Raw genomic sequence first — 22,470 nt, forward strand, 5'->3', positions numbered from 1 at the left:
CATGAGCACCGAATCCACGAGCATCACGAGCACCGCGAGCACCACGGGCACCACCGAATCCACGGGCACCACCGACCGCACGGGCACCACCGCTGGCACGGTCACCCCCGGCGGGCTGATCGTCCTCGACATGGCCGGCACCACCGTCGCCGACGGCGGCCTCGTCGAGCGGGCCTTCGAGCGCGCCGCCGAGCGCCTCGGCGTCGAACCCGGCACCGCCGACCACGCCGCGAAGCTCCAGTACGTCCGCGACACCATGGGCGAGTCGAAGATCTCCGTCTTCCGCCACCTCTTCGGCAGCGAGGACCTCGCCCGACAGGCCAACGCGACCTTCGAGGAGGCCTACGCGGAACTCGTCGACGGGGGCCTGGTCAGCCCGATCCCCGGCGCCCGCGAGACCATCGAGAAGCTGCGCGGCGACGGCCGCACCGTCGTCCTGACCACCGGCTTCGCCCGCGTCACCCAGGACGCCATCCTGGACGCCCTCGGCTGGCGGGACCTCGCCGACCTCACCCTGTGCCCCGCCGACGCGGGCGGTCGCGGCCGGCCCTACCCGGACATGGTGCTGGCGGCGTTCCTGCGCACCGGCGCGGTGGCCGACGTACGCGAGACGGTCGTCGCCGGCGACACGGCGTACGACATGCTCGGCGGCCGCCGCGCCGGCGCCGGGATCGTGGCGGGCGTCCTCACCGGCGCCCACGACCGCCGGGCCCTCGACGAGCACGGCGCGACCCACGTCCTCGGCTCGATCGCCGAACTCCCCGCGCTGTTGACCCGGGAGTCCGGCACGTGAGCGGAATCCGCTTCGAGTCGGTCTCGGTCGCCTACGACGGCAACACCGTGCTGGACTCCCTGGACCTGACGATCGAGCAGGGCGAGGTCATGGCCCTGCTCGGTCCGTCGGGCTCGGGCAAGACCACGGCCCTGCGGGCGGTCGCCGGCTTCGTACGGCCCTTCGCGGGCCGGGTGTTCATCGGAGACCGGGACGTCACCGCCCTCCCGCCCCACACACGCGGCATCGGCATGGTCGTCCAGCAGTACGCGCTCTTCCCGCACCTGCGCGTCGAGGACAACGTCGCGTTCGGGCTCAAGGCGCACAAGACGCCCCGGTCCGAGATACCCGGCCGTGTCGCGCAGGCCCTGGAGATGACCGGGATGGCCGCCTACGCCAAGCGCCACCCCCGCGAACTCTCCGGCGGGCAGCAACAGCGCGTGGCCATCGCCCGCGCGCTCGCCATCCGGCCCGGCGTGCTCCTCCTCGACGAGCCGCTGTCCGCGCTGGACGCCCAACTGCGCTCCGGGATGCTCGCCGAACTGGCCCGACTGCACCGGGAACTCCCCGACGTGTCCATCCTGTACGTCACACACGACCAGATCGAGGCCCTGACCCTGGCCGACCGGATCGCCGTCATGGACAAGGCCCGGCTCCAGGACTGCGGCACCCCGCGCCGGTTGTACCGGTCGCCGCGCACCGAGTTCACGGCCTCCTTCGTCGGCAACGCCAACCTGCTCCCGGTGACCGTCGCCGACACCGGTGCGGTGTTCGAGGGACGCGCCCTGGAACTCGACCGGGGCCGCGCCGCGCCCGGCGCCGGCGCCACCCTGTGCGTACGCCCGCACCTGATCGGCCTCGGTACGGGCCCCAACGCCCTGGACGGCACGATCACCGAGGTGCAGTGGCGCGGCTCGACGCACCGGCTGTACGTGGACGTCGCGGGCCACCGGATCAAGGCGGACCTGCCCGAACTGCGCGAGACCCCGGCGCCGGGCGACCGGGTGACCCTGCACTTCGAGCCCCGGGACGCGGTGCTGCTGTCGGCGGGGGTGACGGATGGCTGAGGTCGCGGACCCGCGAACGGCCGCCGCCGGGCCGTCGTCCGCCGGGTCCGTGCCCGCCGGGTCCGTGCCCGCCGGGTCCGTATCCGCCGGGTCCGTGCCCGCCGCGCGCGGTGTCCCGCGCTGGGTGTGGAGCCTGCCCCCGGTGGTCGTCCTCGCGCTGGTCTTCCTCTACCCGCTCGCCCTGGTCGTCCGGCAGTCCTTCACCCCCGAGAACGGCGGCGGCGCCTTCGACGCGTACTCCTCCGTCTTCGCCTCCACCGCCTTCCGCGAGGCCCTCGGCACCACCGTCTGGTTGGCCGTCGGCGCCACCGTCGGATGTCTCGTCCTCGGCTTCGCGCTGGCCCTCGTCATCGCCTTCGTGCCCTTCCCCGGGGCCAGGGCCGTCTCCCGGTTCATCGACGTCTTCCTCTCCTTCCCCTCCTTCCTCATCACCCTCGCCCTCCTCTTCATCTACGGCACGGTCGGGATGGCCAACGGGATCTGGACCGACGTCCTCGGCGTCGCGGACGGCCCCTTCCACTTCCTGGCCACACCCTGGGGCGTCCTCCTCGCGGAGATCACCTACTTCACCCCGTTCGTCATGCGCCCGCTGCTCGCCGCTTTCTCCCAACTGGACACCGCCCAGCTGGAGGTGGCCTCCTCGCTCGGCGCCGGACCCGCCCGGATCGTCCGACGGGTGATCCTCCCCGAGGCGCTCCCGGCCCTCGCCGCAGGCGGCAGCCTGGTCCTCGTCATGTGCCTCAACGAGTTCGGGATCGTCCTGTTCACCGGCGCCAAGGACGTCACCACGCTCCCGATGCTCGTCTACGGCAAGGCGATCCTGGAGTCCGACTACACCGCCGCCTGCGTCGTCGCCGTCGTCAACATCGCGATCTCCGTCGGCCTGTTCGGCCTCTACCGGGTGGTGAGCAAGCGTGCTGGTGCATAGCAGGGCCGGCCGCTGGGCCGCCTGGGCCCTCTTCGGCCTCCTCTTCCTGCCCCTCTTCGCACTGCCGCTGCTCGTCGTGGTGGCCGCCTCCTTCTCCACCCACTGGTCCGGCGCCTTCCCCTCCGGCCCCACCACCGAGAACTACGCCTCGGCCGTCCGGGGCGAATCCCTCCAGGCCCTCACCACGTCCCTGGTCACCGCCCTCGTCGCGAGCCTGCTCGCCCTCGTCGTCGGCACGTGGGCGGCGCTGGCCGCCGCCGGATCGAAGAAGCGCGGCAAGCGCGTCCTGGACGCCCTGTTCATGCTGCCGGTCGCCGTACCGTCGGTGGTGGTGGGCCTCGCCGTCCTCGTCGCCTTCAGCCGGCCACCCCTGCTGCTCAACGGGACGAGCGGGATCGTCATCCTCGCGCACACCGTCCTCGTCACGGCCTTCGCCCACCAGTCGGTCTCCGCCGCGATCGCGCGCCTGGACCCCGCGTACGAGCAGGCCGCCGCCTCCCTGGGCGCACGTCCCGCCCAGGTGCTGTGGCGGATCAGGATCCCCCTGCTGCTGCCCTCCCTGACGGCCGCCGCCGGGCTCTGCTTCGCCCTGTCCATGGGCGAGTTGAGCGCCACGATGATGCTCTACCCGCCGGACTGGATGCCCCTGCCGGTCCGCGTCTTCACCGCCACCGACCGGGGTTCGCTCTTCGGCGGATCGGCCGTCGCGGTGGTCCTGATGGCCACCACCCTGCTGGTGCTCCTGGTCGTCTCCCGCATCCGCACCAAGGCGTCCTACCGCTGACCCGCCCCGGTCACGCCCGCGCCACGCACCCCTCCCCGTCACGCCCCCTCGCCGCCACTCCCCACACCGTTGAACCCCTGCTGACTCCCTTTCCCGTAAGGAAGCCCCATGCCCGGCAAGCGCAACAGCCTCCGCATTCCCCTTCGCACCGTCGCCGCCGTCAGCGGGGGCCTCGCCCTCGCCGCCGGCCTCACCGCCTGCGGCGGCGGATCCGGCTCCGCCGACTCCAAGGCCGACGCGAAGGTCGTCACCGTCTACAGCGCCGACGGCCTCAAGGGCGAGAAGGGCGACGGCTGGTACGACAAGGTCTTCGCCGCGTTCACCAAGGAGACGGGCATCGAGGTCAAGTACGTCGAGGGCGGTTCGGGCGAGATGGTGCAGCGCGCCGTCCGCGAGAGGACCAACACCCAGGCCGACGTACTGGTCACCCTGCCGCCCTTCATCCAGCAGGCCGACGGGAAGGGCCTCCTCCAGGCCTACGCCCCCCGGGGCTCCGAGAAGGTCAACGGCGGCGACAAGGCCGGCGACGGGAAGTGGACCTCGATCGTCAACAACTACTTCGGCTTCGTCTACAACAAGAAGGAGTTGCCGCAGGCCCCCAAGACCTGGGAAGAGCTGCTGGACGCCAAGTACAAGGGGCGGCTCCAGTACTCCACCCCGGGCGTCGCGGGCGACGGCACCGCCGTGCTCGTCAAGTCGATGCACGACTTCGGCGGCAAGGAGCCGGCGATGGAGTACCTGAAGAAGCTGCAGGCCAACAACGTCGGCCCGTCCTCCTCCACCAGCAAGCTCGCCCCGAAGACCGACAAGGGGGAGCTGCTCGTCGCCAACGGCGACGTGCAGATGAACTTCGCGCAGGCCAAGTCCATGCCCAACCTCGGCATCTGGTTCCCGGCCAAGGACGGCGGCAAGCCCACCACCTTCTCCCTGCCGTACGCGGCCGGCCTGGTCGACAAGGCCCCGCACACCGAGAACGGCCGCAAGCTCCTGGACTTCCTGCTCGGCGAGGAAGCCCAGAAGCTGGTCAGCGAGGTCGGCGGCGGCTTCCCGGCGCGCACCGACGTCAAGCCGACCGACGCCAACGCCGTCCAACTCACCAAGCTCATGGCGGGCGTCGAGATCTTCGAGCCCGACTGGGCGGACATCGACAAGAACCTCACGGCCCACGTGGACGCGTGGAAGTCGGCAACCGGAAGCTGACCGGTCACTCTCCGGCCACCTGCCGCCGGGACAGTGACGTGGAGATAACGGGTCTGGACCAAGGAGCGCGCGCCTTCGGTCCGGACCCCCCGCACGCCCACCCGCGCCGTCCCCACGATCCCTCCCGGAGGATCACGTGCCCCCTGCCCTGCCACCGCGCCGTGTCCTGACGGTCGCCGCCGCCGCCACCCTGCTGGCCACCGCCCTCGGCGCGCACCCCGCCGGCGCCGCCGAGACCGCCACCACCGACAAGGTGCTCGTCATCGGCCTCGACGGCGTGGTCCTCGACCGCGTCAAGGCCGCCGACGCGCCCCACCTCAACGGCCTGATGGCCCAGGGTCTGACCGCGAAGAGCACCCTGTACGCGAATCCGATGGCCGCCACCTCCTCCGGCCCCGGCTGGTCCGGCATCGCCACCGGCGTCTGGCCCGACAAGCACGGCGTGAAGGACAACTCCTTCACCGGCAAGAACTACACGGCGTACCCGGACTTCCTGACCCGCGTCGAGAACGCCAAGCCGGCCCTCAACACCTACGCGGCCGCCGACTGGGAGCCCGTCACCTCCACCGACCAGAACGGCCCGATCTTCTCCTCGAAGGTCGACAAACGGCTCTCCCTCAAGGGCGATCGCGACGGCTACGGCAGCGAGGACCCCAAGATCGCCGCCGCGGCCGCCACCGAACTGCGCGACCAGAACCCGGACGCCGCCTTCGTCTACCTCGGCGAGGTGGACCACGCGGGGCACACCTCCGGCGCGGCGAGTCAGGAGTACCTGAACGCCATCGCCCGCGTCGACGTCCTGGTCGGCAAGCTCCTGACCGCCGTCGAGAGCCGCCCCACCCGCGACCGGGAGAACTGGAAGATCCTGGTCACCACCGATCACGGCCACACCGACGGCGGCGGCCACGGCGGGTCCACGATCGCGGAGCGCGGCACCTTCGTCATCGCCAAGGGCGCCGGGATCCCCGCCGGTTCGGTACGCACCGACGTACGGCTCGTCGACGTCGCCGCGACCGCCCTCGCCCAGGTCGGCGTCAGCGGCTCCGCCCTCGACGGGGTCCCGCTGGACGCCCCCGACAACGACCCCTTCGACACCCTGCGCCCCACCCTCCGGGCCCGCGTGGACGAGACGGGCATCCCGGCCGGCGTGAAGGGCTTCACGCACACCCCGCCGGCCGGCTGGGCCGTGGACAACTCGAAGATGGGCACGGGCGGCGTCACCGAGTGGGCCGGCTGGGCCTTCGCGACGGACGAGTTCTGGAGCCAGTCGCAGCGCGACCAGTGGCGCGAGCTGAACGTCCGCTCCCGCGACGTGTTCGCCGTGGCCGACTCCGACGAGTGGGACGACAAGAGCCACACCGGCACCTTCGACTCCACCCTGGTCACCCCCAAGTGGCCGGTCACCGGCGGCTCCACGAAGACCCTGGCCTACCGGACGCACTACCGCCACGAGGCCGGCCAGATCGCCCAGGTCCTGGTGTCGTACAACGGCGGCGCCCCGACCGTGGTCAAGACGCACACGGCCGACGCCCTCGCCAAGACCGAGAACCTGACGCTCCAGGTGCCGGCCGGCGCCACCGACGTCCAGGTCCGCTTCCGCTACAGCGGCACCAACAACTGGTTCTGGACCGTGGACGACGTCACCCTCGGCTGAGCCGCCCCGAGGGGCCCGATGTCCGGGCCGTGGACGGCCTCCACGCCCACGGCCCGCCCCGGATAGGGTGGTACAGACCAGAGACCCGAGGTCAGAGGCCCCGCAGAGCGGAGAACAGTCCCGTGGCAGAGCGCAAGCCGATCGAATCCTGGCTCACCGACATGGACGGGGTCCTCATCCACGAGGGCACCCCGATCCCCGGCGCGGATGCCTTCATCAAGCGGCTGCGCGAGTCCGGCAAGCCCTTCCTGGTGCTGACCAACAACTCCATCTACACCCCGCGCGACCTCCAGGCCCGCCTCAACCGCATGGGCCTCCAGGTGCCCGTCGAGAACATCTGGACCTCCGCGCTGGCCACCGCCAAGTTCCTCGACGACCAGCGCCCGGGCGGCACGGCGTACGTCATCGGCGAGGCCGGACTGACCACCGCCCTGCACGACATCGGCTACATCCTCACGGACCACGAGCCGGACTACGTGGTGCTGGGCGAGACCCGCACGTACAGCTTCGAGGCGATGACCAAGGCCGTCCGGCTGATCAACGGCGGCGCCCGCTTCATCTGCACCAACCCCGACGAGACCGGCCCGTCCACCGAGGGCCCGCTGCCCGCCACGGGCGCGGTCGCCGCGCTGATCACCAAGGCGACCGGCAAGCAGCCGTACTTCGCCGGCAAGCCCAACCCGCTGATGATGCGGACCGGCCTGAACGCCATCGGCGCGCACTCCGAGAGCAGCGCGATGATCGGCGACCGGATGGACACCGACGTCCTGGCCGGGCTGGAGGCGGGCATGCAGACCTTCCTCGTGCTGACCGGCCTCACCTCGATCGAGGACACCGAGAAGTTCCCCTACCGCCCGACGAAGACGGTCGACTCGATCGCCGACCTGGTCGATCTCGTCTGACACGGGATCACCCCGGTCCCAACGCGTACGGCTGACACGTACGGGGCGTACGGCTGACACGTACGGGCCAAGCGGGCGCCGCTCCGGATGCGGAGCGCCGCGCCGCGCGTGAGGCTCCTTGTCGAGGAGGTTCACCATGCGCAGTGCTCTGATCGCTTTCCGTGCCACCGGGGTGGCCGTCGCCCTGACGGCCCTCACGGCCGTGACCGCGCCCGCTGTCGTCGCCGAGGACTGGAACAGGGACCGGGACCGCGGCAGCGTCTCGGTCCGGCCCAATCCCGCCGAACCGGGGGACCGGGTCAAGCTGGAGGTCCGCGGCTGCGAGTGCGACGGGGCCGCCGCCAACTCGTCCGTGTTCGCCTGGGAGGCCAGGCTGTCCCCGGGGCGCGGCGACCGCAAGGTCCTGTGGGGCGAGGCGACCATCGCCCACCATGCCGAGCCCGGGTGGCACGAGATCCGGGTCAAGTGCGAGGGCCGCGAGGTGCGCGGCTCCCTCCAGGTCCACCGCGGCCGCCCGAACCCGCACCACACGCCGGTCTGGCCCGTCCACGCGGGCGGCGGCGGCATGGCCGCCGAACTCGCCGCGACCACGAAGATCGCCAAGGAGCGGGAACAGGCCCGGGCCGCGGAGGGCGCGCGGGCGAGCGTCACCGCGAAGAAGAGCCATGACGCCGACGGCCCGGGACTGCCGCACACGGTGATCGGCGCCGTCCTGGCCGCCGCCGCGACGCTGGCCGTCGCCGGTCGGGCCCTGACCCTGCGCCGCCGCCGCAGCGGCGCGTGAGGGTCCGCCTCCGGTGACCGGGGAGCCGAGGAGCTCCGGCGGATCCCGCGTGCTGACCGTCGCCGCGTGGTCGGTGCTGGTGTGCGGCCTGTGGCTGTGGGGTCGCGAGATCACCGGGGTGCCGCCCCCGGCCGGCGGTCAGGCGGGCGGGGTGGTGGTCCCGGGGCTGCCGGCGGCGCACGCGCCGCTGGACGGTTCCCTGCCCGCGCGGGTCGACGTACCCGCCATGGGCATCCGGGCGCCGGTGATCTTCCGCAGGCTCGACGCGCAGGGCGCGATCGAGCCACCGCCCTACGAGAGTCCGGGCACGGTGGGCTGGTGGAGCGGCGGCACCCTGCCGGGCGCGGCCGGGACGGCGTTGATGGTCGGCCACGTGGACACGAAGTCCAAGCCCGCGGTGTTCTTCGGGCTGAGCACCGTCGAGCCGGGCGGCAAGATCCGGGTGCGGCGGGCGGACGGTTCGGTCGCGGAGTTCACGATCGAGGACGTCAAGGTCCACGAGCGGGCGGGCTTCGACCCGGCCAAGGCGTACGGCCCGCGCGTCAAGGGGCGGGCCGAGCTGAGACTGGTGACGTGCGGGGGAACCTACGACAAGGCGGCCAAGCAGTACACGGCCAATGTGGTGGTTTCCGCCTACCTGACGGGCGTCGACTCCCGGACCGGAGAGGCCGCCTGAGACAGGGCCGGACGAGGGAACGAAGAAACCCCCCGAGGCTTTCGCCTCGGGGGGTTTCTTCTCGTCTGTGCGCCGCCAGGGACTCGAACCCCGGACCCGCTGATTAAGAGTCAGCTGCTCTAACCAACTGAGCTAGCGGCGCTTGGTGACAGGCAAAACTCTACCCCACCTCCAGAGGTGCTCGTGACCAGCCGCGCCCGTGTTGTCCGATTAACCCATGTTTAAGGGGTTTGTCGTGCACGATATGTCTGGGCCGAGCCGCATCTGATGCCCCGCCAGATGTGTGCCCGGACGCCGGACCAGTGGACGAGCAGGGGAGTGGACGGAACCGCATGACGATGCAGCCTCCGATGCATGTGCAGATGCCGCAGCCGATGCCCATGCCGGTCTTCGAGGAGTACGAGCCCGCGGGCGACTGCGTCTGCCTCGGGTGCGCGCAGCGCCGTCGCACCCTCGCCCGCGCGCGGGCCATACCGCTTCGCGACGGCGGCCACCTCGCGGCCCGCGGCGCGCGCCGGGCGCTGGTGCTCGCCACCGCCGCCGGCGTGGTCCTGGGCGGCGGCGGCTCGGCCGCGTTGGCCGCCTCCGCCGCGGTGCCCCACCTCGGCCCGGTGCGGCTCGACGGTCCCGACCCGGGCTCACCGCAGGGCGGTCGATCGCCGCTGCACGGGCCGAAGGGCACGCCCGCCAAACCCGGCGGCCTGCCCGGCGCCCCGTCGGCGATCCGGCGCATCGACCGGACGACGATCATCAACCGGGCGAAGCTGTGGCTGGACGCCAAGGTCCCCTACAGCATGTCCGAGTACTGGTCGGACGGCTACCGGCAGGACTGCTCGGGCTACGTCTCGATGGCCTGGAACCTCGGCACGAACGAGTGGACCGGCAGCCTCGACACCTTCGCCACCCGGATCACGAAGGAGGAGCTGCTGCCGGGCGACATGCTGCTCTTCCACAACCCGGCGGACCCCAACAACGGCTCGCACGTCGTCCTCTTCGGCGGCTGGGTCGACGGGACGCGGACGCACTACGTCGCCTACGAGCAGACCCGCCCGCACACCCGCAAGCTGGCCACCCCGTACGGCTACTGGTCCAACGCGACCAAGTACCTCCCCTACCGCTTCAACGGGGTCACGGGGGGCGTCACGGGCGGGGCGCCCCCGGTGACGCCCGTCGAACTGCCGGCGACCGGGTCCCCGCCCGCGGTGTCCTCGACCTTCCCCGGCGCCTCGAAGTTCGGGCCGGGCGCGAACAACGAGTACGTGACCCAACTCGGCCGGTTGCTGATCGAACGCGGCGGCGCCCGGTTCTACCCCACCGGCCCGGGCCCGGTGTGGTCCGACGAGGATCTGCTGGCCACCCGGGCGTTCCAGCGGGCACAGGGCTGGAGCGGCGCGGACGCCGACGGGATCCCCGGCGCCCACACCTGGCGGCTGCTGGCCCTGCGGCAGGGCAAGAACATCCCGCCGGCCGCATCGACCACACCCACCAAGCCCGCCACGCCGACCAAGCCCACCACGCCCGCCAAGCCCACCAAGCCGACCAAACCGACGACGACGCCGGTCAAGGCCGGCCTGCCGGGGCCGGGCGGGGTGCCCGCCTACCCGGGGAAGGCCGTCTTCCGCCCGGGCCAGTCCCACGCGCTCATCACCGCCCTCGGTCGCCGACTGGTGCAGAAGGGCTTCGGCACGCACTACACGTCCGCCCCGGGCGCCCTCTGGAGCGAGGCCGACCGCCGCAACGTCGAGGCCTTCCAGCGCGCCCAGGGCTGGCGCGGCGCCTCGGCCGACGGCTACCCGGGCCCGGAAACCTGGCGCCGGCTGTTCGCATGACGGAGGCAACGATGTACCCCACCCGCACCACGTCCACGACGGGCGACTTCCCCGTTCCTCCGGTCCCGAGCGGCAGCCGGCCCCACGCCGCGGGCGCCTGGGCGGCCACCGCCGCGGGGGAGGGCCCGACCCGGCCCGACCCGTCGGCGCCCTCCCGAGCCCCCCGCCCGGGGCGCTGGACCACCGCGGCCGCACCGGTCGAAGCGGTGCCCCCGGCTCCGGCTCCGGCCGCGTCTCCGGCTCCGGCCGCGACCGCGACCGCGACCGCGCCCGAACCTGCCCCGGCCGCGGTGCCAGCCCCGGCCTCGGCTCCGGCCGCGCCGGCGCCCGAACCCGCCCCGGCCCCGGCCTCGGTGCCAACCCCGACTCCGACCCCGACCCCGGTCCCGGCCCCGGTCCCGACCCCGACCCCGGCCCCGGCCGCGGCCGCGGTGCCGGCCCCGACCGCGGCCCCCGCCTCGGTCCCGCCCCGCCCCACGTGGGCGCCCGACGTGCGGGCCGCGACCGCCGTCCCCGCGACCGCCGTCCCCGCGCCCGGCGCCGCCGGCCGCGTCGACGAGCCGCCCGCGTACGGTCCGGCGCCCCTGCCGCACCCGGCGCACGCCGCCGACCGACCGGACGAGGCGCGGCCCCGGCCCGCCGACGACGCGCCCGCCCGGGCGGCCGTGCCCGAGCCGCCCGCCAGGGCGCCGCACCCGGCGCTCGCGTGGCCGGCGTTCGCCCACGCGGGTCCGCCCGGGGCGGCGGACCCCGGCGCGGGAGAGCCGCGCCCCCGCCACGCCCGCCCCGAGCCGGCGGAGCCGGTGCTCGTGCCGGAGTACCGCGGCTCGGTCCCCGTGGAGCCGGAGCGCCGCCCGCTGCGCGCCGTCCCACCCGGGCCGCCGGCCCCGACGGCGTACCCGACCCACGCCCACGGGCACCCGGCCGACGGTCCGTACCAGGACACCGCCCGGCCCCGCCGCGCCGACGGGTTCGCGCCGCCGTACCCGTACGAGGCGCCGGCCGACGCGGTCGAGCCGGTGGACCGCGCGGTCGAGGAGGACCCGGTCGAAGCGGTCCCGGACGCGTGGAGCCCGGACGCCTGGGCGCACCCGGACGGGGTGCCGGCCGCGCGCGGCGAGGTGGACGCGCCGCCGGAGGCCCCGCGGGCCAGGCCCGTGACGGACCGCCACCCCGCCCCGGCCCCCGAACCCCACCCCCCGGCCGTCCCCGCCGTGCAAGGTCACCCGCAGGACGAGCTCTGGCCGCCCGCCGAACCCCTCGTGCGAACGGTCCCGGGACCGGACACGGCCGGTGTCGCGGCGGACGACGTCGCCGATCTCGTCGCCCGGGCCGTTGCCCGGGGCATGGCGGAGGCCGAGGTGGACGACACCCGGGACCTTCCCCTCCTCGGGACCGCCGCGGGGGCCTCGGCCACCGCGGTGCCCGTGCACCTGCCCTTCCTCGGGCAGGCCTCGCCGGAGAGCCCGGCCCCGGCCGAGGCCCCGGCCGCGCGGCCGTCCGGGCAGGCGGCCCGCGCGCCCCGTCCCGCGGCCGGCCGTCGTGTCCCCCGGGGCGACGACCGGCTCCGCGAACACCGCGGGCCCGTGCTCCCCGGCTGGATCGCCGTGGCCGTCGGCGGCCTCGCGCTGGCCGGCTGCTCGGCGGTGCTCTGGCGGGCCGGCGCCGTCCCCGACGCGCTCGCCGCCGCCTTCGGGGCGGCCCCGCGCGCCTACCACGGGCTGCGGGCGACCCACTGGCCCCCGCTCGCCTTCCTCGGGATCGTCACGCTCCTCGCGCTCGGCGGGCTCGGCCGGGCCAAGGCCGGTCACGCCTGGGTGCTCACCCTCTTCGGCAGCTACCGGGGCACGGTGCGGCGCACCGGCCTCACCTGGGTCAGCCCCCTGCTGCTGCGCCGGCGGGTGGACGTACGGCTGCGCCACTGGCGCAGCGAGCCCATGCCCGCGGTGGACTCGGGTGGCCTCGCCCTCCAGGTGGTCGTGCAGGTCGTCTGGCAGGTCAAGGACACGGCCCGCGCGACCCTCGCCGTCGAGGACCACACGGACTACCTGGCCGAGCAGGTCGAGTCGGCGATGGCCCGGGTGCTGTCCCAACTGCCGGCCGACGCCTTCCACGACGACGCCCCGACGCTGCGCGACGCCGAGGCGGTCGGTGACGCGCTGACCCGCCTGCTGGCGGCCGAGACCGAGGCCGTCGGGGTCGAGGTCTTCTCCGCCCAGCCCACCCGGATCGAGTACGCCCCGGAGGTGGCGGAGGCCATGCGGCGCCGGCGGATCGCGGCGATCGACGCCAGGCACCGGGACGCCGTGCTGTCCTCGGTCGTCGACGCGGTGGACGACACGGTCCACCGGCTCACGTCACGGGGGATCGTCGAACTGGACGACTACGAGCGCAAGGCCCTGGTGAAGGACCTCACCGTGGCCTTCTACACCGGTCGCTCCGACCAGTAGCGGCGGGCGGCGGCCGGGACGCGGGAGAAGGCGGGGAAGACGGGAGCGACGCGGCAGAAGACGACGAGCGACGCGAAAGAACGGGTGGCCGGGAACGACCGGACCACCCGTTTTCCCATTGGTATAGACATGGCCAACTCCGGTCAATAATCTGGGACTTGGTCTAGACCTAGAAATCATCCCCACGCGTGCGCACGCTCTCGTCAGACTCCCCCCCCACGTCCAAGGAGCATCATGCGTTCCTTCCGCATGCCCAAACGAGCCGGCGTCACCGCCCTCGGTCTCGGCCTCGTCGCCGGCGCCACCCTCCTCGGCACCCCCACCGCCAGCAGCCACGGATACACCGACACCCCCATCAGTCGCCAGAAGCTCTGTGCCAACAAGACCGTCTCCAACTGCGGCCAGATCCAGTGGGAGCCGCAGAGCGCCGAAGGCCCCAAGGGCTTCCCGGCCGCCGGACCGGCCGACGGCAGGATATGCGCGGCCGGCAACGCCCAGTTCGCCGAACTCGACGACCAGCGCGGCGGGACCTGGCCCGCCACCCGGGTCAACAGCGGCCAGAGCTACAGCTTCCGGTGGCAGTTCACCGCCAACCACTCGACCACCGACTTCAAGTACTACGTCACCAAGAACGGCTGGGACCCCACCAAGCCGCTCACCCGGGCCGCCCTGGACCCCCAGCCCTTCCTCACGGTCGCCTACAACGGCGCCCGACCCCCCATGACCACCGTCCACCAGGGCGCCATGCCGAGCGGGAAGACCGGTCGGCACATGGTCCTGGCGGTCTGGACGGTCAACGACACCGCGATGGCCTTCTACTCCTGCTCCGACGTTCAGTTCTGACGTAACGTCAGCTAACCTCCGGCGGCATGCGGACGACGACCACACCCGAGACCGTCGCGGAGCTCATCGCGCGCCAATGGGGCGACCACCGACCCGGGCTGAGGCACGAGCACGCCGTCCTCAGCCGACACCGGACCGCCCAGGAGGCCGCGGCGCGCGCCGCGCTGCTCGTCGACCTCCTGCCGCCGGAGGCCGAGCCGCATCTGGGAGTGCTGCTCGACAACACCCCGGAGTTCCCGTTCTGGCTCGGCGCGGCGGCCCTGGCCGGGGCCGCCGTCGCCGGGATCAACCCGACCCGGCGCGGCCCCGAACTGGCCCGCGACATCCTGCACACCGACTGCCGGATCCTCGTCACCGAGCGCGCCCACCTGCCGCTGCTGCGCGGGCTCGACCTGCCGGGCGTACGGATCCTCGTGACCGACACCGAGGAGTACGCGCGGCTCCTCGCGCCCTACGCGGGAGCCGAGCCGGGGGAGGCCGTGCTCCGCGGTGGCCCCACCCCCGCCTCCCGGATGCTCCTCTACTTCACGTCCGGCTCCACCGGCGCCCCCAAGGCCGCCCTCTGCACCCAGGGCCGACTGGCCGCCGCCGGAGCCTCGCTGGCCCACCGGTTCTCGGTCACCCCCGACGACGTCCACTACGTGTGCATGCCGCTCTTCCACGGCAACGCGGTCATCGCCGACTGGCTGCCCGCGCTGGCCGGCGGCGCGTCCGTCGCCCTGCGGCGGCGCTTCTCGGCCTCCCGGTTCCTGGACGACGTGCGAACCCACGGGGCCACCTACTTCACCTACGTCGGCCGGGCCGTCCAGTACCTGCTGGCCACCGAGCCCCGCCCCGACGACCGCGAGCACACCCTGCGGCTCGGCTTCGGCACCGAGGCCGGCGCGGTGGACGCCGCCCGCTTCACCGAACGGTTCGGGGTCCGTCTGGTGGAGGGCTACGGGGCCACCGAGGGCGGCGCGTCCGTGGTCCGCACCCCCGACACCCCGCCGGCCGCACTGGGCCGCGCCGGCGCCGGGGACGACCTCGCGGTCATCGACCCGCGGACGGGAACGCAGTGCCCGGCCGCGGTGCTCGACGGCTCGGGCCGCCTCCTCAACGGCCGCGAGGCCATCGGTGAACTCGTCAACCGCCGCGGCGGCCTCTTCGAGGGGTACTGGCGCAACCCCGAGGCCGAGGCCGCCCGCACCCGCGACGGCTGGTACTGGACCGGCGACCTCTTCTTCCGGGACGCCGCCGGATTCCTCTACTTCGCGGGCCGCACCGACGACCGACTGCGGGTCGACAGCGAGAACCTGGCCGCCGCCGTCATCGAGAACGTCCTCGCCCGGTGGGAGGACGCGGCGGCCGTGGCCGTCTACGCCGTGCCGGACGAGGTCGCGGGCGACCAGGTGATGGCGGCCCTCGCCCTGCGTCCGGGCGCGGATTTCTCCCCGTCGGCGTTCGCCGCCTTCCTCGCCGCGCAGCCCGACCTGGGCACGAAGATGCCGCCGCGCTACGTCCGGATCGTCCCCGAGATGCCGACGACGGCCACGAACAAGGTCCACCGCGTGGCCCTGCGCCGCGCCGGCTTCCGCTGCCCGGACCCCGTCTGGTGGTCCCCGCCGGGCGAGCCGGGATACCGGCTCCTGGACGCGGACGCCCTGGCCGGCCTGCTCTGCGCCTACGAGGCCCGGGGCCGCGCCGACCTCCTGGACCGCTGACCCGGGCACCGCGTCGGTCATGGTTTTGAGCACCCCCGGGGACCGGGTACTATTTTTTCTGTCAGGCGCCGCTAGCTCAGTTGGTTAGAGCAGCTGACTCTTAATCAGCGGGTCCGGGGTTCGAGTCCCTGGCGGCGCACCTGTACTTCGGGCGGTTTCCGGTTCACCGGGAACCGCCCGAAGTGGTTTCCGGGGTTCGCCCCCGCGGGCGCGGCCCGTCAGAGCGTGAGCGACAGCAGCAGCGGCGCGGCCTTCCGGTTCAGCGTCTCGGCCGCGGCCCGCAACCGGTGCGCGTGCTCGACGGGCATCGACAGGGCCAGGCACCCCACCGCGGCGCCGGCGGTGATCGGTACCGCCGCGCAGACCGTGCCCACGGCGTACTCCTGGAGGTCCAGCACGGGCACGGTGGCGGGCTGACTGTCCAGCTTGGAGAACAGGACGCGTTCGTTCACGATCGTCTTCGACGTCAGTCGGGCGATCTTGTGCCGGGAGAGGTGGTCCCGTCGTCCGTTCTGGTCGAGCTGGGTCAGCAGGCACTTGCCGACCGCGCTGGCGTGCGCCGCCGATCGGAAGTCGACCCACTCGTGCACCTTCGGGGTGCGCGGGCTGTCCGCGAACTGGGTGATCCGGACCTCGCCGTCGACGTACCGGCTGATGTAGACCGCCGCTCCGACCGAGTCCCGCAGCCGGTCCAGGGTGTCCTGGAGCTTGTCCTGGAGGGCCTGCTGCCGGTCGACGCCGGAACCGAGGAGGACGAGCGAGTCCCCTATGGCGTAGGCGCCCTCGGACACCTGGAGCACGTACCCCTCCCGGCGCAGCATGAGCAGCATCGGGGACAGGTGGACGGAGGGCAGACCTGTCTCACGCGCGATCTGCGCGTCGGTCACACCGCCGGTGTGCCGTGCGATCGTTTCGAGTACGCGAAGGGCGTACTGCACCGAATGGAACGGCGCGGTCGGCTCGGGCTTCAGCGCCACGGTTTCCCCCTAGCAGGTTGTTACCGCTTGCTCTCCCACGATAGCCATCAAGAGGCCGGTGTGGAGCGCCTGTTGAAGAGATTGATGGCTCAATCAAGTCCCTCTGCCTGGATCTACCCGTCCGGCATATGCCATGGGCATGACCGGCCCCGGCGGGCTGTCGGGAATGCCCCGGCGCCCCCGATGGTTCGAATTCTTCGTACGGACATGCAGGAGGCCGCCAGGGCCGCACGGGACGGGAGCGACGATGAGTGACGCCGGGGACGAGGGAATCAGGGCAGCCGGGACGGAAGGGACCGCGGATCCGATCCGGGGGACCGTACGGGGGAGCGCGCCCGTCCCGCTCTCGGTACTGGACCTCGTCACCGTCGGGGCCGGCAGCACCGCCCACGCGTCGCTGCGCACCAGCGTGGCGATCTCCCGGCTGGCCGAATCCCGGGGGTTCCACCGGCACTGGGTGGCCGAACACCACTCCATGCCCGGCGTGGCCAGTTCCTCCCCGGCGGTGATCCTCGCCCACCTCGCCGCACACACCTCCCGGATACGACTCGGCTCGGGCGGGGTCATGCTGCCCAACCACGCCCCCCTGGCCGTCGCCGAGCAGTTCGGCACCCTGGAGGCCTTCGCCCCGGGCCGGGTCGACCTCGGACTGGGCCGCGCCCCCGGCACGGACCCCCGTACCGCGGCCGCGCTGCGCGGAGCCGGCCGGGCGGACGACGCGGCCGACGGATTCCCCCGCCAGTTGGGGGAGCTGATCCGCTTCCTGGACGACGACTTCCCCGACGGTCACCCCTACGCCCGGGTGCACGCCGTCCCCGGCCCGGTACAGGGCCCCGCCGGCCGGCCGCCGATCTGGCTGCTCGGCTCCTCCGGTTTCAGCGCCCGCCTCGCCGGCGAGCTGGGTCTGCCCTTCGCGTACGCCCACCACTTCTCGGCGGCCGGCACGATTCCCGCCCTGGACCTGTACCGGCAGAGCTTCCGGCCCTCGGCCGTACTGGACACCCCGTACGCCCTGATCGGGGCCGCGGCCCTGGCCGCCGACACCGACGAGGAGGCCCGGGCGCAGGTGCTCACGGGCGCGCTGTCGATGCTGCGGCTGCGCGGCGGTCGGCCCGGTCTGGTCCCGACGCCCGAGGAGGCGGCCGCGTACCCCTACTCGCCGCTGGAGCGGGAGTTCGTGGACGGTTGGCTCGCGAACATCGTCCACGGCACCTCCGACGAGGTCCGTGAGGGACTCGACGACCTGGTGAAGCGGACGGGCGCGGACGAGCTGATGTTGACCGCCAACGCCCACGGCGGGGATGCCCGGTTGCGCTCGTACGGGCTCATCGCAGATGCGTACGGCATGCCGACGGAGGACTCGAACTCCGCCTGAGCGGACAAGAACGGGGTTTGGCTGGTTTGTTGCCAAAACCTTGCCGGCACATGGCTTAGTGCAGCCTTAAACCGCTCGTCACCCGGGGTGGCGGGCGGTTCTTCATGTGCCCTCAGGTCTCTGACAAGGCACTTTGGCGCCCGAGTGGTCTAGTCCTTCTTTGGTCCAAACCATTGACTGGGGGCCGGGGTGATCGCTATCACTTCTCTCACCTGAAGCTGATGCCCCCCTCCCACCCCCCGGAGTCAGTTCATGCACATCCGTAAACCCCTCGTTGCGGCCGCCGCCACGGCCGCGCTGGCAGCCGGAGCGCTGGCCGGCTTCGCGGGCCTCGGCACCGCCCAGGCCGCGGACGCCGCGAGCACGGCGAGCGCCGGCGGCGTGAAGATCGCGTACTACGACCAGTGGAGCGTGTACGGGAGTGCCTTCTACCCGAAGCACCTCGACACCCGCGGCATAGCGGGCAAGCTGGACGTGATCAACTACTCGTTCGGCAACATCCACCCCACCAACCTCACCTGTTTCGAGGCGAACAAGGCGGCGGGCGACGACAACAACCCCAACGCCGGTGACGGCGCGGGCGACTCGTACGCGGACTACCAGAAGTCCTTCAGCGCGGCCGACAGCGTCAGCGGGGTCGCCGACAAGTGGGACCAGCCGATCGTCGGCGTCTTCAACCAGTTCAAGCAGTTGAAGGCCAAGTACCCCCACCTGAAGATCAACATCTCGCTGGGCGGCTGGACCTACTCGAAGTACTTCAGCGACGCGGCCAAGACCGACGCCTCCCGCAAGAAGCTCGTGTCGTCCTGCATCGACCAGTACATCAAGGGCAACCTGCCGGTCGAGGGCGGATTCGGTGGTGCGGGCGCGGCCGCCGGCATCTTCGACGGCATCGACATCGACTGGGAGTACCCCGGCTCCTCCGGCGGTCACCTGGGCAACCACTACGCCCCCGAGGACAAGCAGAACTTCACGCTCCTGCTCAAGGAGTTCCGCAGCCAGCTCGACGCCTACGGCGCGGCCAACGGCGGCAAGAAGTACCTGCTGACCTCGGCCCTCCCGGCCGGCCAGGACAAGATCAAGTACATCGAGACGGACAAGATCGGCGCGTACCTCGACTACGCGAACATCATGACGTACGACATGCACGGCGCCTGGGACAGCGACGGCCCGACGTACCACCAGTCCCCGCTGTACTCCCCGGCCGGCGACCCCACCGACCCGATCGCCCCGGGCACGCAGAAGTACAGCATCGACAACGCCATCGACTCCTGGATCGACGGCAACCCGGCCTACGGCATCGCCGGCGGCTTCCCCGCCAACAAGCTGACCCTGGGCTACGAGTTCTACTACCGCGGCTGGAAGGGCGTCCCCGCCGGGGCGAACAACGGCCTCGCCCAGTCCGCGACCGGCGCCTCCGCCGCCCGGCCCACCAGCCAGCAGGCGGGCATCGCCAACTACAAGGAGCTCGGCGGGCTCGTCGACAACCCGGCGAACACCTTCTGGGACGACCAGGCCAAGGCCTCGTACTTCTACAAGGACGGCGAGTTCTTCACCGGCCTGAACCAGAAGTCCATCCAGGCCCGGGTCGACTACGGCAAGCAGCGCGGCCTGGCCGGCGCGATGATGTACTCCCTCCTCGGGCTGGACAACAACACCACGCTGCTGAACCAGATCTCGGACGCCCTCGGCGGCACCACCCAGCCGCCGACCACCCCGCCGACCACGCCTCCGACCACTCCGCCCACCACCCCGCCGACCACGCCCCCCACCACGCCTCCGACGACGCCGCCCACCGGCTGCGGCTCGGTCCCGGCGTACGTCGCGGGCACGGTCTACACCGGCGGCAGCGAGGTCTCCCACAACGGTCACAAGTGGAAGGCCCAGTGGTGGACGCAGAACGAGGTGCCCGGCTCCACCGGTGAATGGGGTGTCTGGAAGGACCTCGGCGCCTGCTGATCCCCCCACCCCGCGCCGAGCGCCGGCCGCCCCCGCCCCCTCCCGGGGCGGGGGCGGCCGTGTTACGGGGCAGCGGCGGCCTTGTCCGCGCACCGGCGCGCCGGGAACAACCCCCGACCCGTCTCGGGTTGACTCCGGACATGACTGCCACGCCATTCGAGCCGCGCGCGCTGCTCGCGGGGAGCCGCCTCGGCGTCCTCGCCACGATCAAGTCGAACGGACTGCCCCAACTCTCGCCCGTCATGCCCTACTTCGACCGGGAGTCGGGTCTGCTCCACGTCTCGATGACCGAGGGACGGGCCAAGACGGCGAACCTGCGCCGCGACCCGCGGGCCGCCCTGGAGGTCACCGCCCCCGACGGCCGGTCCTGGGCCACCGCCGAGGGGCCCGTGACGCTCGTCGGCCCGGGCACCGACCCGCACGGCCCCGAGGTCGACGCGCTCGTCGACTACTACCGCCTCGCCGCCGGGGAACACCCGAACTGGGAGGAGTACCGCTCGGTGATGGTGTCCGACCGCAGGGTGCTGATGACGATGACGGTCGAGCGCGTGTACGGCGACAAGCTCGGCTGACCGCGCCCGCTACCCCAGGGCCCCGGGGCGCGAGCCGATCATCTCGGCGATCCGTTCCGGGGCCACGGCCCGCGAGTACAGCCAGCCCTGACCCGTGTCGCAGCCGACGCGGCGCAGGCGCGCCGCCTGGCCCGCCGTCTCCACGCACTCGGCGGTGACCGTCAGGCCCAGCCGGTGGGCGAGTTGGACGAGCGCCTCCACGATCGTCTCGTCGGCCGGGTTCGGGTGCGATCCCTCCTCGTACCGGAACCCCCGGACGAAGGAGCCGTCCAGCTTCAGCACCGACACCGGCAACCGGCTCAGGTAGGCCAGGTTCGAGTACCCGGTGCCGAAGTCGTCGATGGCGATCCGCACACCCATGTCGCTCAGCGCCTGGAGCGCCTGCAACGGCCGCCCCGCCGAGCCCATCACCGCCGACTCGGTCAGCTCCAACTGGAGCAACTGCGGGGCCAGTCCGGTCTCGGCGAGGATCTCCGCGACATCGCCGACCAGGTCCGAGTCCCACACCTGGCGCACCGCGACGTTGACGGAGACGAACACCGGCGCGTCACTGGGCTGTTCGATCTGCCAGCGACGCGCCTGCCGGCAGGCCGTCCGCAGCACCCACTGTCCCAACTGGACGATGGAGCCGTCCTCTTCGGCGATGCCGATGAACCGATTCGGCGTCAACATCCCGAACTGCGGGTGGTTCCAGCGCACGAGGGCCTCCACCCCGCGCACCGTCCCGCTCTCCAGGTCCACCAGGGGCTGGTACTCCAGCCGGAACTCGTCCCGCTCCACCGCCGGCCGCAGGGTCGAGGACAGGGCCTGACGGGTCATGCGGTGCGCGTTGCGCTCCGGGTCGAAGAGGGTCCAGCGGGCCTTGCCGTCGGCCTTCGCCCAGTACAGGGTCGTGTCGGCGGCCTGCATCAGCGCCGTCGCCGAGGTCCCGGCCGCGGCCCGCTCCACCACCCCGATCGAGGCGGAGACCGACAGCCGTTGCCCGGCCAGGTCGAAGGGCTCCTGTACGGCGTTCAGCACGCTCCGCGCCAGGTCGGCGAGTTGCTCGGTGCCGGTGGAGTCCTCGACCAGCAGGGCGAACTCGTCGCCGCCGAGCCGGGCCACCAGGTGCCCGCTCGTGCGCCCGTACCCGCACTGGTCGGCGCACTGCGTCAGTCGGGCCGCGACGGCCGTCAGCAGCCGGTCCCCGACCCGGTGGCCCAGGGTGTCGTTGACGGCCTTGAACCCGTCGAGGTCCAGGTAGCACAGCCCGATCCGGCCCGTCCCGCCGTGCTCGTACGAGGAGTGCTCCAGGGCGGCGGAGAGCCGCTCGAAGAACAGTGTCCGATTGGGCAGCCGGGTCACCGGGTCGTGCATCTGGAGGTGGCGCAGCCGGGCCTGGAGGTCGCGCCGGTCGCTGATGTCGGCGACCGACAGCAGCACGTCCCGGGTCCCGGGGACCGGCCCGAGGGTGACCTCGGTCCACAGCGAGTGCCCGTCGGGGTGCTTGAGGCGGCGGGTGCAGCGCAGTCGGGCCTGCCGGCCGCGGAGCACCTCCTGGTAGGCCTGCCAGGTGCGGGCCTCCGCGGCCAGGTCCACCAGGTCGGCGGCGGACCGTTCGACGAGCGCGAGCGGTTCGGCGCCCAGCAGCGCGGCGAGCGCCTCGTTGGCCGCGACGACGTGACCGCTCCGGTCGACGACGGCCATCGCGAGGTGGGCCGCGTTGAAGGCGGCCTGGAAGTCGCGCCCCCCGGACGTGCGCGGGGATCGCCGGGCCGACTTCGCCGGCGCCGCGGATCGGGTCGACGTACCGGGTTCCGTCGCCATGCCGGGCACGGCCGGCACCGCCGGGTGACGCTCCGTAGTGGCCGATCGGATGCTGTCGGCCGCCGAACCGGTTCCCTCTGAGGTTCCGCTCACCGTTGGCTCCCGCAGTGCTCGTGAGTGTCCGTGCAGGAAAGTGTGCCGATCATAGAGGCTGCCGGACGGCCCCATCCAGCGGCGTCGCCGTACGGA

General features: G+C 72.7%; 18 protein-coding genes and 2 tRNA genes. 17 read left to right on the plus strand and 3 right to left on the minus strand.

The genetic code is table 11. The annotated features are described in order from the left end of the window. The first annotated feature begins 1 nt into the window (after position 1). The 9 genes from ACIRO3_RS09245 (at position 2) to ACIRO3_RS09285 (ending at position 8,767) form a co-directional block, all read left to right on the plus strand. On the plus strand, positions 2-793 hold the full coding sequence (locus ACIRO3_RS09245) for a phosphonatase-like hydrolase (protein ID WP_404134241.1): 792 nt from the start codon (positions 2-4) through the stop codon (positions 791-793). Then, positions 790-1,839, plus strand: a complete 1,050-nt coding sequence (locus tag ACIRO3_RS09250) for an ABC transporter ATP-binding protein (protein WP_404134244.1) — start codon at positions 790-792, stop codon at positions 1,837-1,839. Before ACIRO3_RS09245 ends, ACIRO3_RS09250 begins: the two co-directional genes overlap by 4 nt. Beyond that, positions 1,832-2,767 (plus strand): 2-aminoethylphosphonate ABC transporter permease subunit, encoded by a 936-nt coding sequence (locus ACIRO3_RS09255; RefSeq protein ID WP_404134247.1) that lies wholly within the window; start codon positions 1,832-1,834, stop codon positions 2,765-2,767. Before ACIRO3_RS09250 ends, ACIRO3_RS09255 begins: the two co-directional genes overlap by 8 nt. Beyond that, positions 2,754-3,551: an ABC transporter permease gene (locus ACIRO3_RS09260; RefSeq protein WP_404134250.1), complete on the plus strand. Its 798-nt coding sequence runs from the start codon at positions 2,754-2,756 to the stop codon at positions 3,549-3,551. The genes ACIRO3_RS09255 and ACIRO3_RS09260 overlap by 14 nt, the downstream gene beginning before the upstream one ends. A gap of 108 nt (positions 3,552-3,659) precedes the next feature. Next, entirely contained in the window at positions 3,660-4,751 is a 1,092-nt protein-coding gene (locus ACIRO3_RS09265) for a 2-aminoethylphosphonate ABC transporter substrate-binding protein (RefSeq protein WP_404134253.1), read from the plus strand. A gap of 136 nt (positions 4,752-4,887) precedes the next feature. Beyond that, the gene (locus ACIRO3_RS09270) at positions 4,888-6,405 is read left to right on the plus strand and encodes an alkaline phosphatase family protein (RefSeq protein WP_404134255.1); all 1,518 of its coding nucleotides are present in this window, start codon (positions 4,888-4,890) and stop codon (positions 6,403-6,405) included. Positions 6,406-6,527: 122 nt separating this feature from the next. Next, on the plus strand, positions 6,528-7,307 hold the full coding sequence (locus tag ACIRO3_RS09275) for an HAD-IIA family hydrolase (protein ID WP_361771649.1): 780 nt from the start codon (positions 6,528-6,530) through the stop codon (positions 7,305-7,307). Positions 7,308-7,443: 136 nt separating this feature from the next. Then, positions 7,444-8,091, plus strand: a complete 648-nt coding sequence (locus ACIRO3_RS09280) for a hypothetical protein (RefSeq protein ID WP_404134258.1) — start codon at positions 7,444-7,446, stop codon at positions 8,089-8,091. 49 nt (positions 8,092-8,140) lie between these two features. Beyond that, positions 8,141-8,767: a class F sortase gene (locus ACIRO3_RS09285; RefSeq protein WP_365997743.1), complete on the plus strand. Its 627-nt coding sequence runs from the start codon at positions 8,141-8,143 to the stop codon at positions 8,765-8,767. A gap of 68 nt (positions 8,768-8,835) precedes the next feature. Here the strand turns inward: ACIRO3_RS09285 and ACIRO3_RS09290 are convergent. Then, positions 8,836-8,909: transfer RNA gene (locus ACIRO3_RS09290), tRNA-Lys, on the minus strand. A 232-nt stretch (positions 8,910-9,141) separates the two neighbouring features. Here ACIRO3_RS09290 and ACIRO3_RS09295 point away from each other — a divergent pair. The 5 genes from ACIRO3_RS09295 (at position 9,142) to ACIRO3_RS09315 (ending at position 15,731) form a co-directional block, all read left to right on the plus strand. Continuing rightward, positions 9,142-10,596, plus strand: a complete 1,455-nt coding sequence (locus ACIRO3_RS09295) for a peptidoglycan-binding protein (RefSeq protein ID WP_404135279.1) — start codon at positions 9,142-9,144, stop codon at positions 10,594-10,596. A gap of 491 nt (positions 10,597-11,087) precedes the next feature. Continuing rightward, positions 11,088-13,046, plus strand: coding sequence for an SPFH domain-containing protein (locus ACIRO3_RS09300; protein ID WP_404134261.1), 1,959 nt, complete (start codon positions 11,088-11,090; stop codon positions 13,044-13,046). A gap of 249 nt (positions 13,047-13,295) precedes the next feature. Continuing rightward, entirely contained in the window at positions 13,296-13,889 is a 594-nt protein-coding gene (locus ACIRO3_RS09305; RefSeq protein ID WP_404135282.1) for a lytic polysaccharide monooxygenase, read from the plus strand. Between the two features lie 26 nt (positions 13,890-13,915). Next, complete coding sequence (locus ACIRO3_RS09310) at positions 13,916-15,592, plus strand: AMP-binding protein (protein WP_404134264.1); 1,677 nt, start codon at positions 13,916-13,918, stop codon at positions 15,590-15,592. 65 nt (positions 15,593-15,657) lie between these two features. Beyond that, positions 15,658-15,731: transfer RNA gene (locus tag ACIRO3_RS09315), tRNA-Lys, on the plus strand. 79 nt (positions 15,732-15,810) lie between these two features. Here the strand turns inward: ACIRO3_RS09315 and ACIRO3_RS09320 are convergent. Further along, the gene (locus ACIRO3_RS09320; protein WP_361771644.1) at positions 15,811-16,569 is read right to left on the minus strand and encodes an IclR family transcriptional regulator C-terminal domain-containing protein; all 759 of its coding nucleotides are present in this window, start codon (positions 16,567-16,569) and stop codon (positions 15,811-15,813) included. Positions 16,570-16,816: 247 nt separating this feature from the next. On the opposite strand from ACIRO3_RS09320, the gene ACIRO3_RS09325 reads away from it, so the two are divergent. From ACIRO3_RS09325 to ACIRO3_RS09335, 3 genes are all read left to right on the plus strand, one after another. Next, positions 16,817-17,944, plus strand: coding sequence for an LLM class flavin-dependent oxidoreductase (locus ACIRO3_RS09325; RefSeq protein WP_404134268.1), 1,128 nt, complete (start codon positions 16,817-16,819; stop codon positions 17,942-17,944). Between the two features lie 252 nt (positions 17,945-18,196). Continuing rightward, the gene (locus ACIRO3_RS09330) at positions 18,197-19,903 is read left to right on the plus strand and encodes a glycosyl hydrolase family 18 protein (protein ID WP_365997747.1); all 1,707 of its coding nucleotides are present in this window, start codon (positions 18,197-18,199) and stop codon (positions 19,901-19,903) included. 140 nt (positions 19,904-20,043) lie between these two features. Next, positions 20,044-20,475, plus strand: a complete 432-nt coding sequence (locus ACIRO3_RS09335; RefSeq protein ID WP_404134272.1) for a PPOX class F420-dependent oxidoreductase — start codon at positions 20,044-20,046, stop codon at positions 20,473-20,475. A gap of 9 nt (positions 20,476-20,484) precedes the next feature. Here ACIRO3_RS09335 and ACIRO3_RS09340 read toward each other — a convergent pair whose 3' ends face one another. Further along, complete coding sequence (locus ACIRO3_RS09340; protein WP_404134275.1) at positions 20,485-22,374, minus strand: putative bifunctional diguanylate cyclase/phosphodiesterase; 1,890 nt, start codon at positions 22,372-22,374, stop codon at positions 20,485-20,487. Positions 22,375-22,470: the final 96 nt, after the last annotated feature.

It is taken from the genome of Streptomyces sp. NPDC102278 (genome assembly GCF_044766345.1).
In the GTDB taxonomy this organism is placed as follows: domain Bacteria; phylum Actinomycetota; class Actinomycetes; order Streptomycetales; family Streptomycetaceae; genus Streptomyces.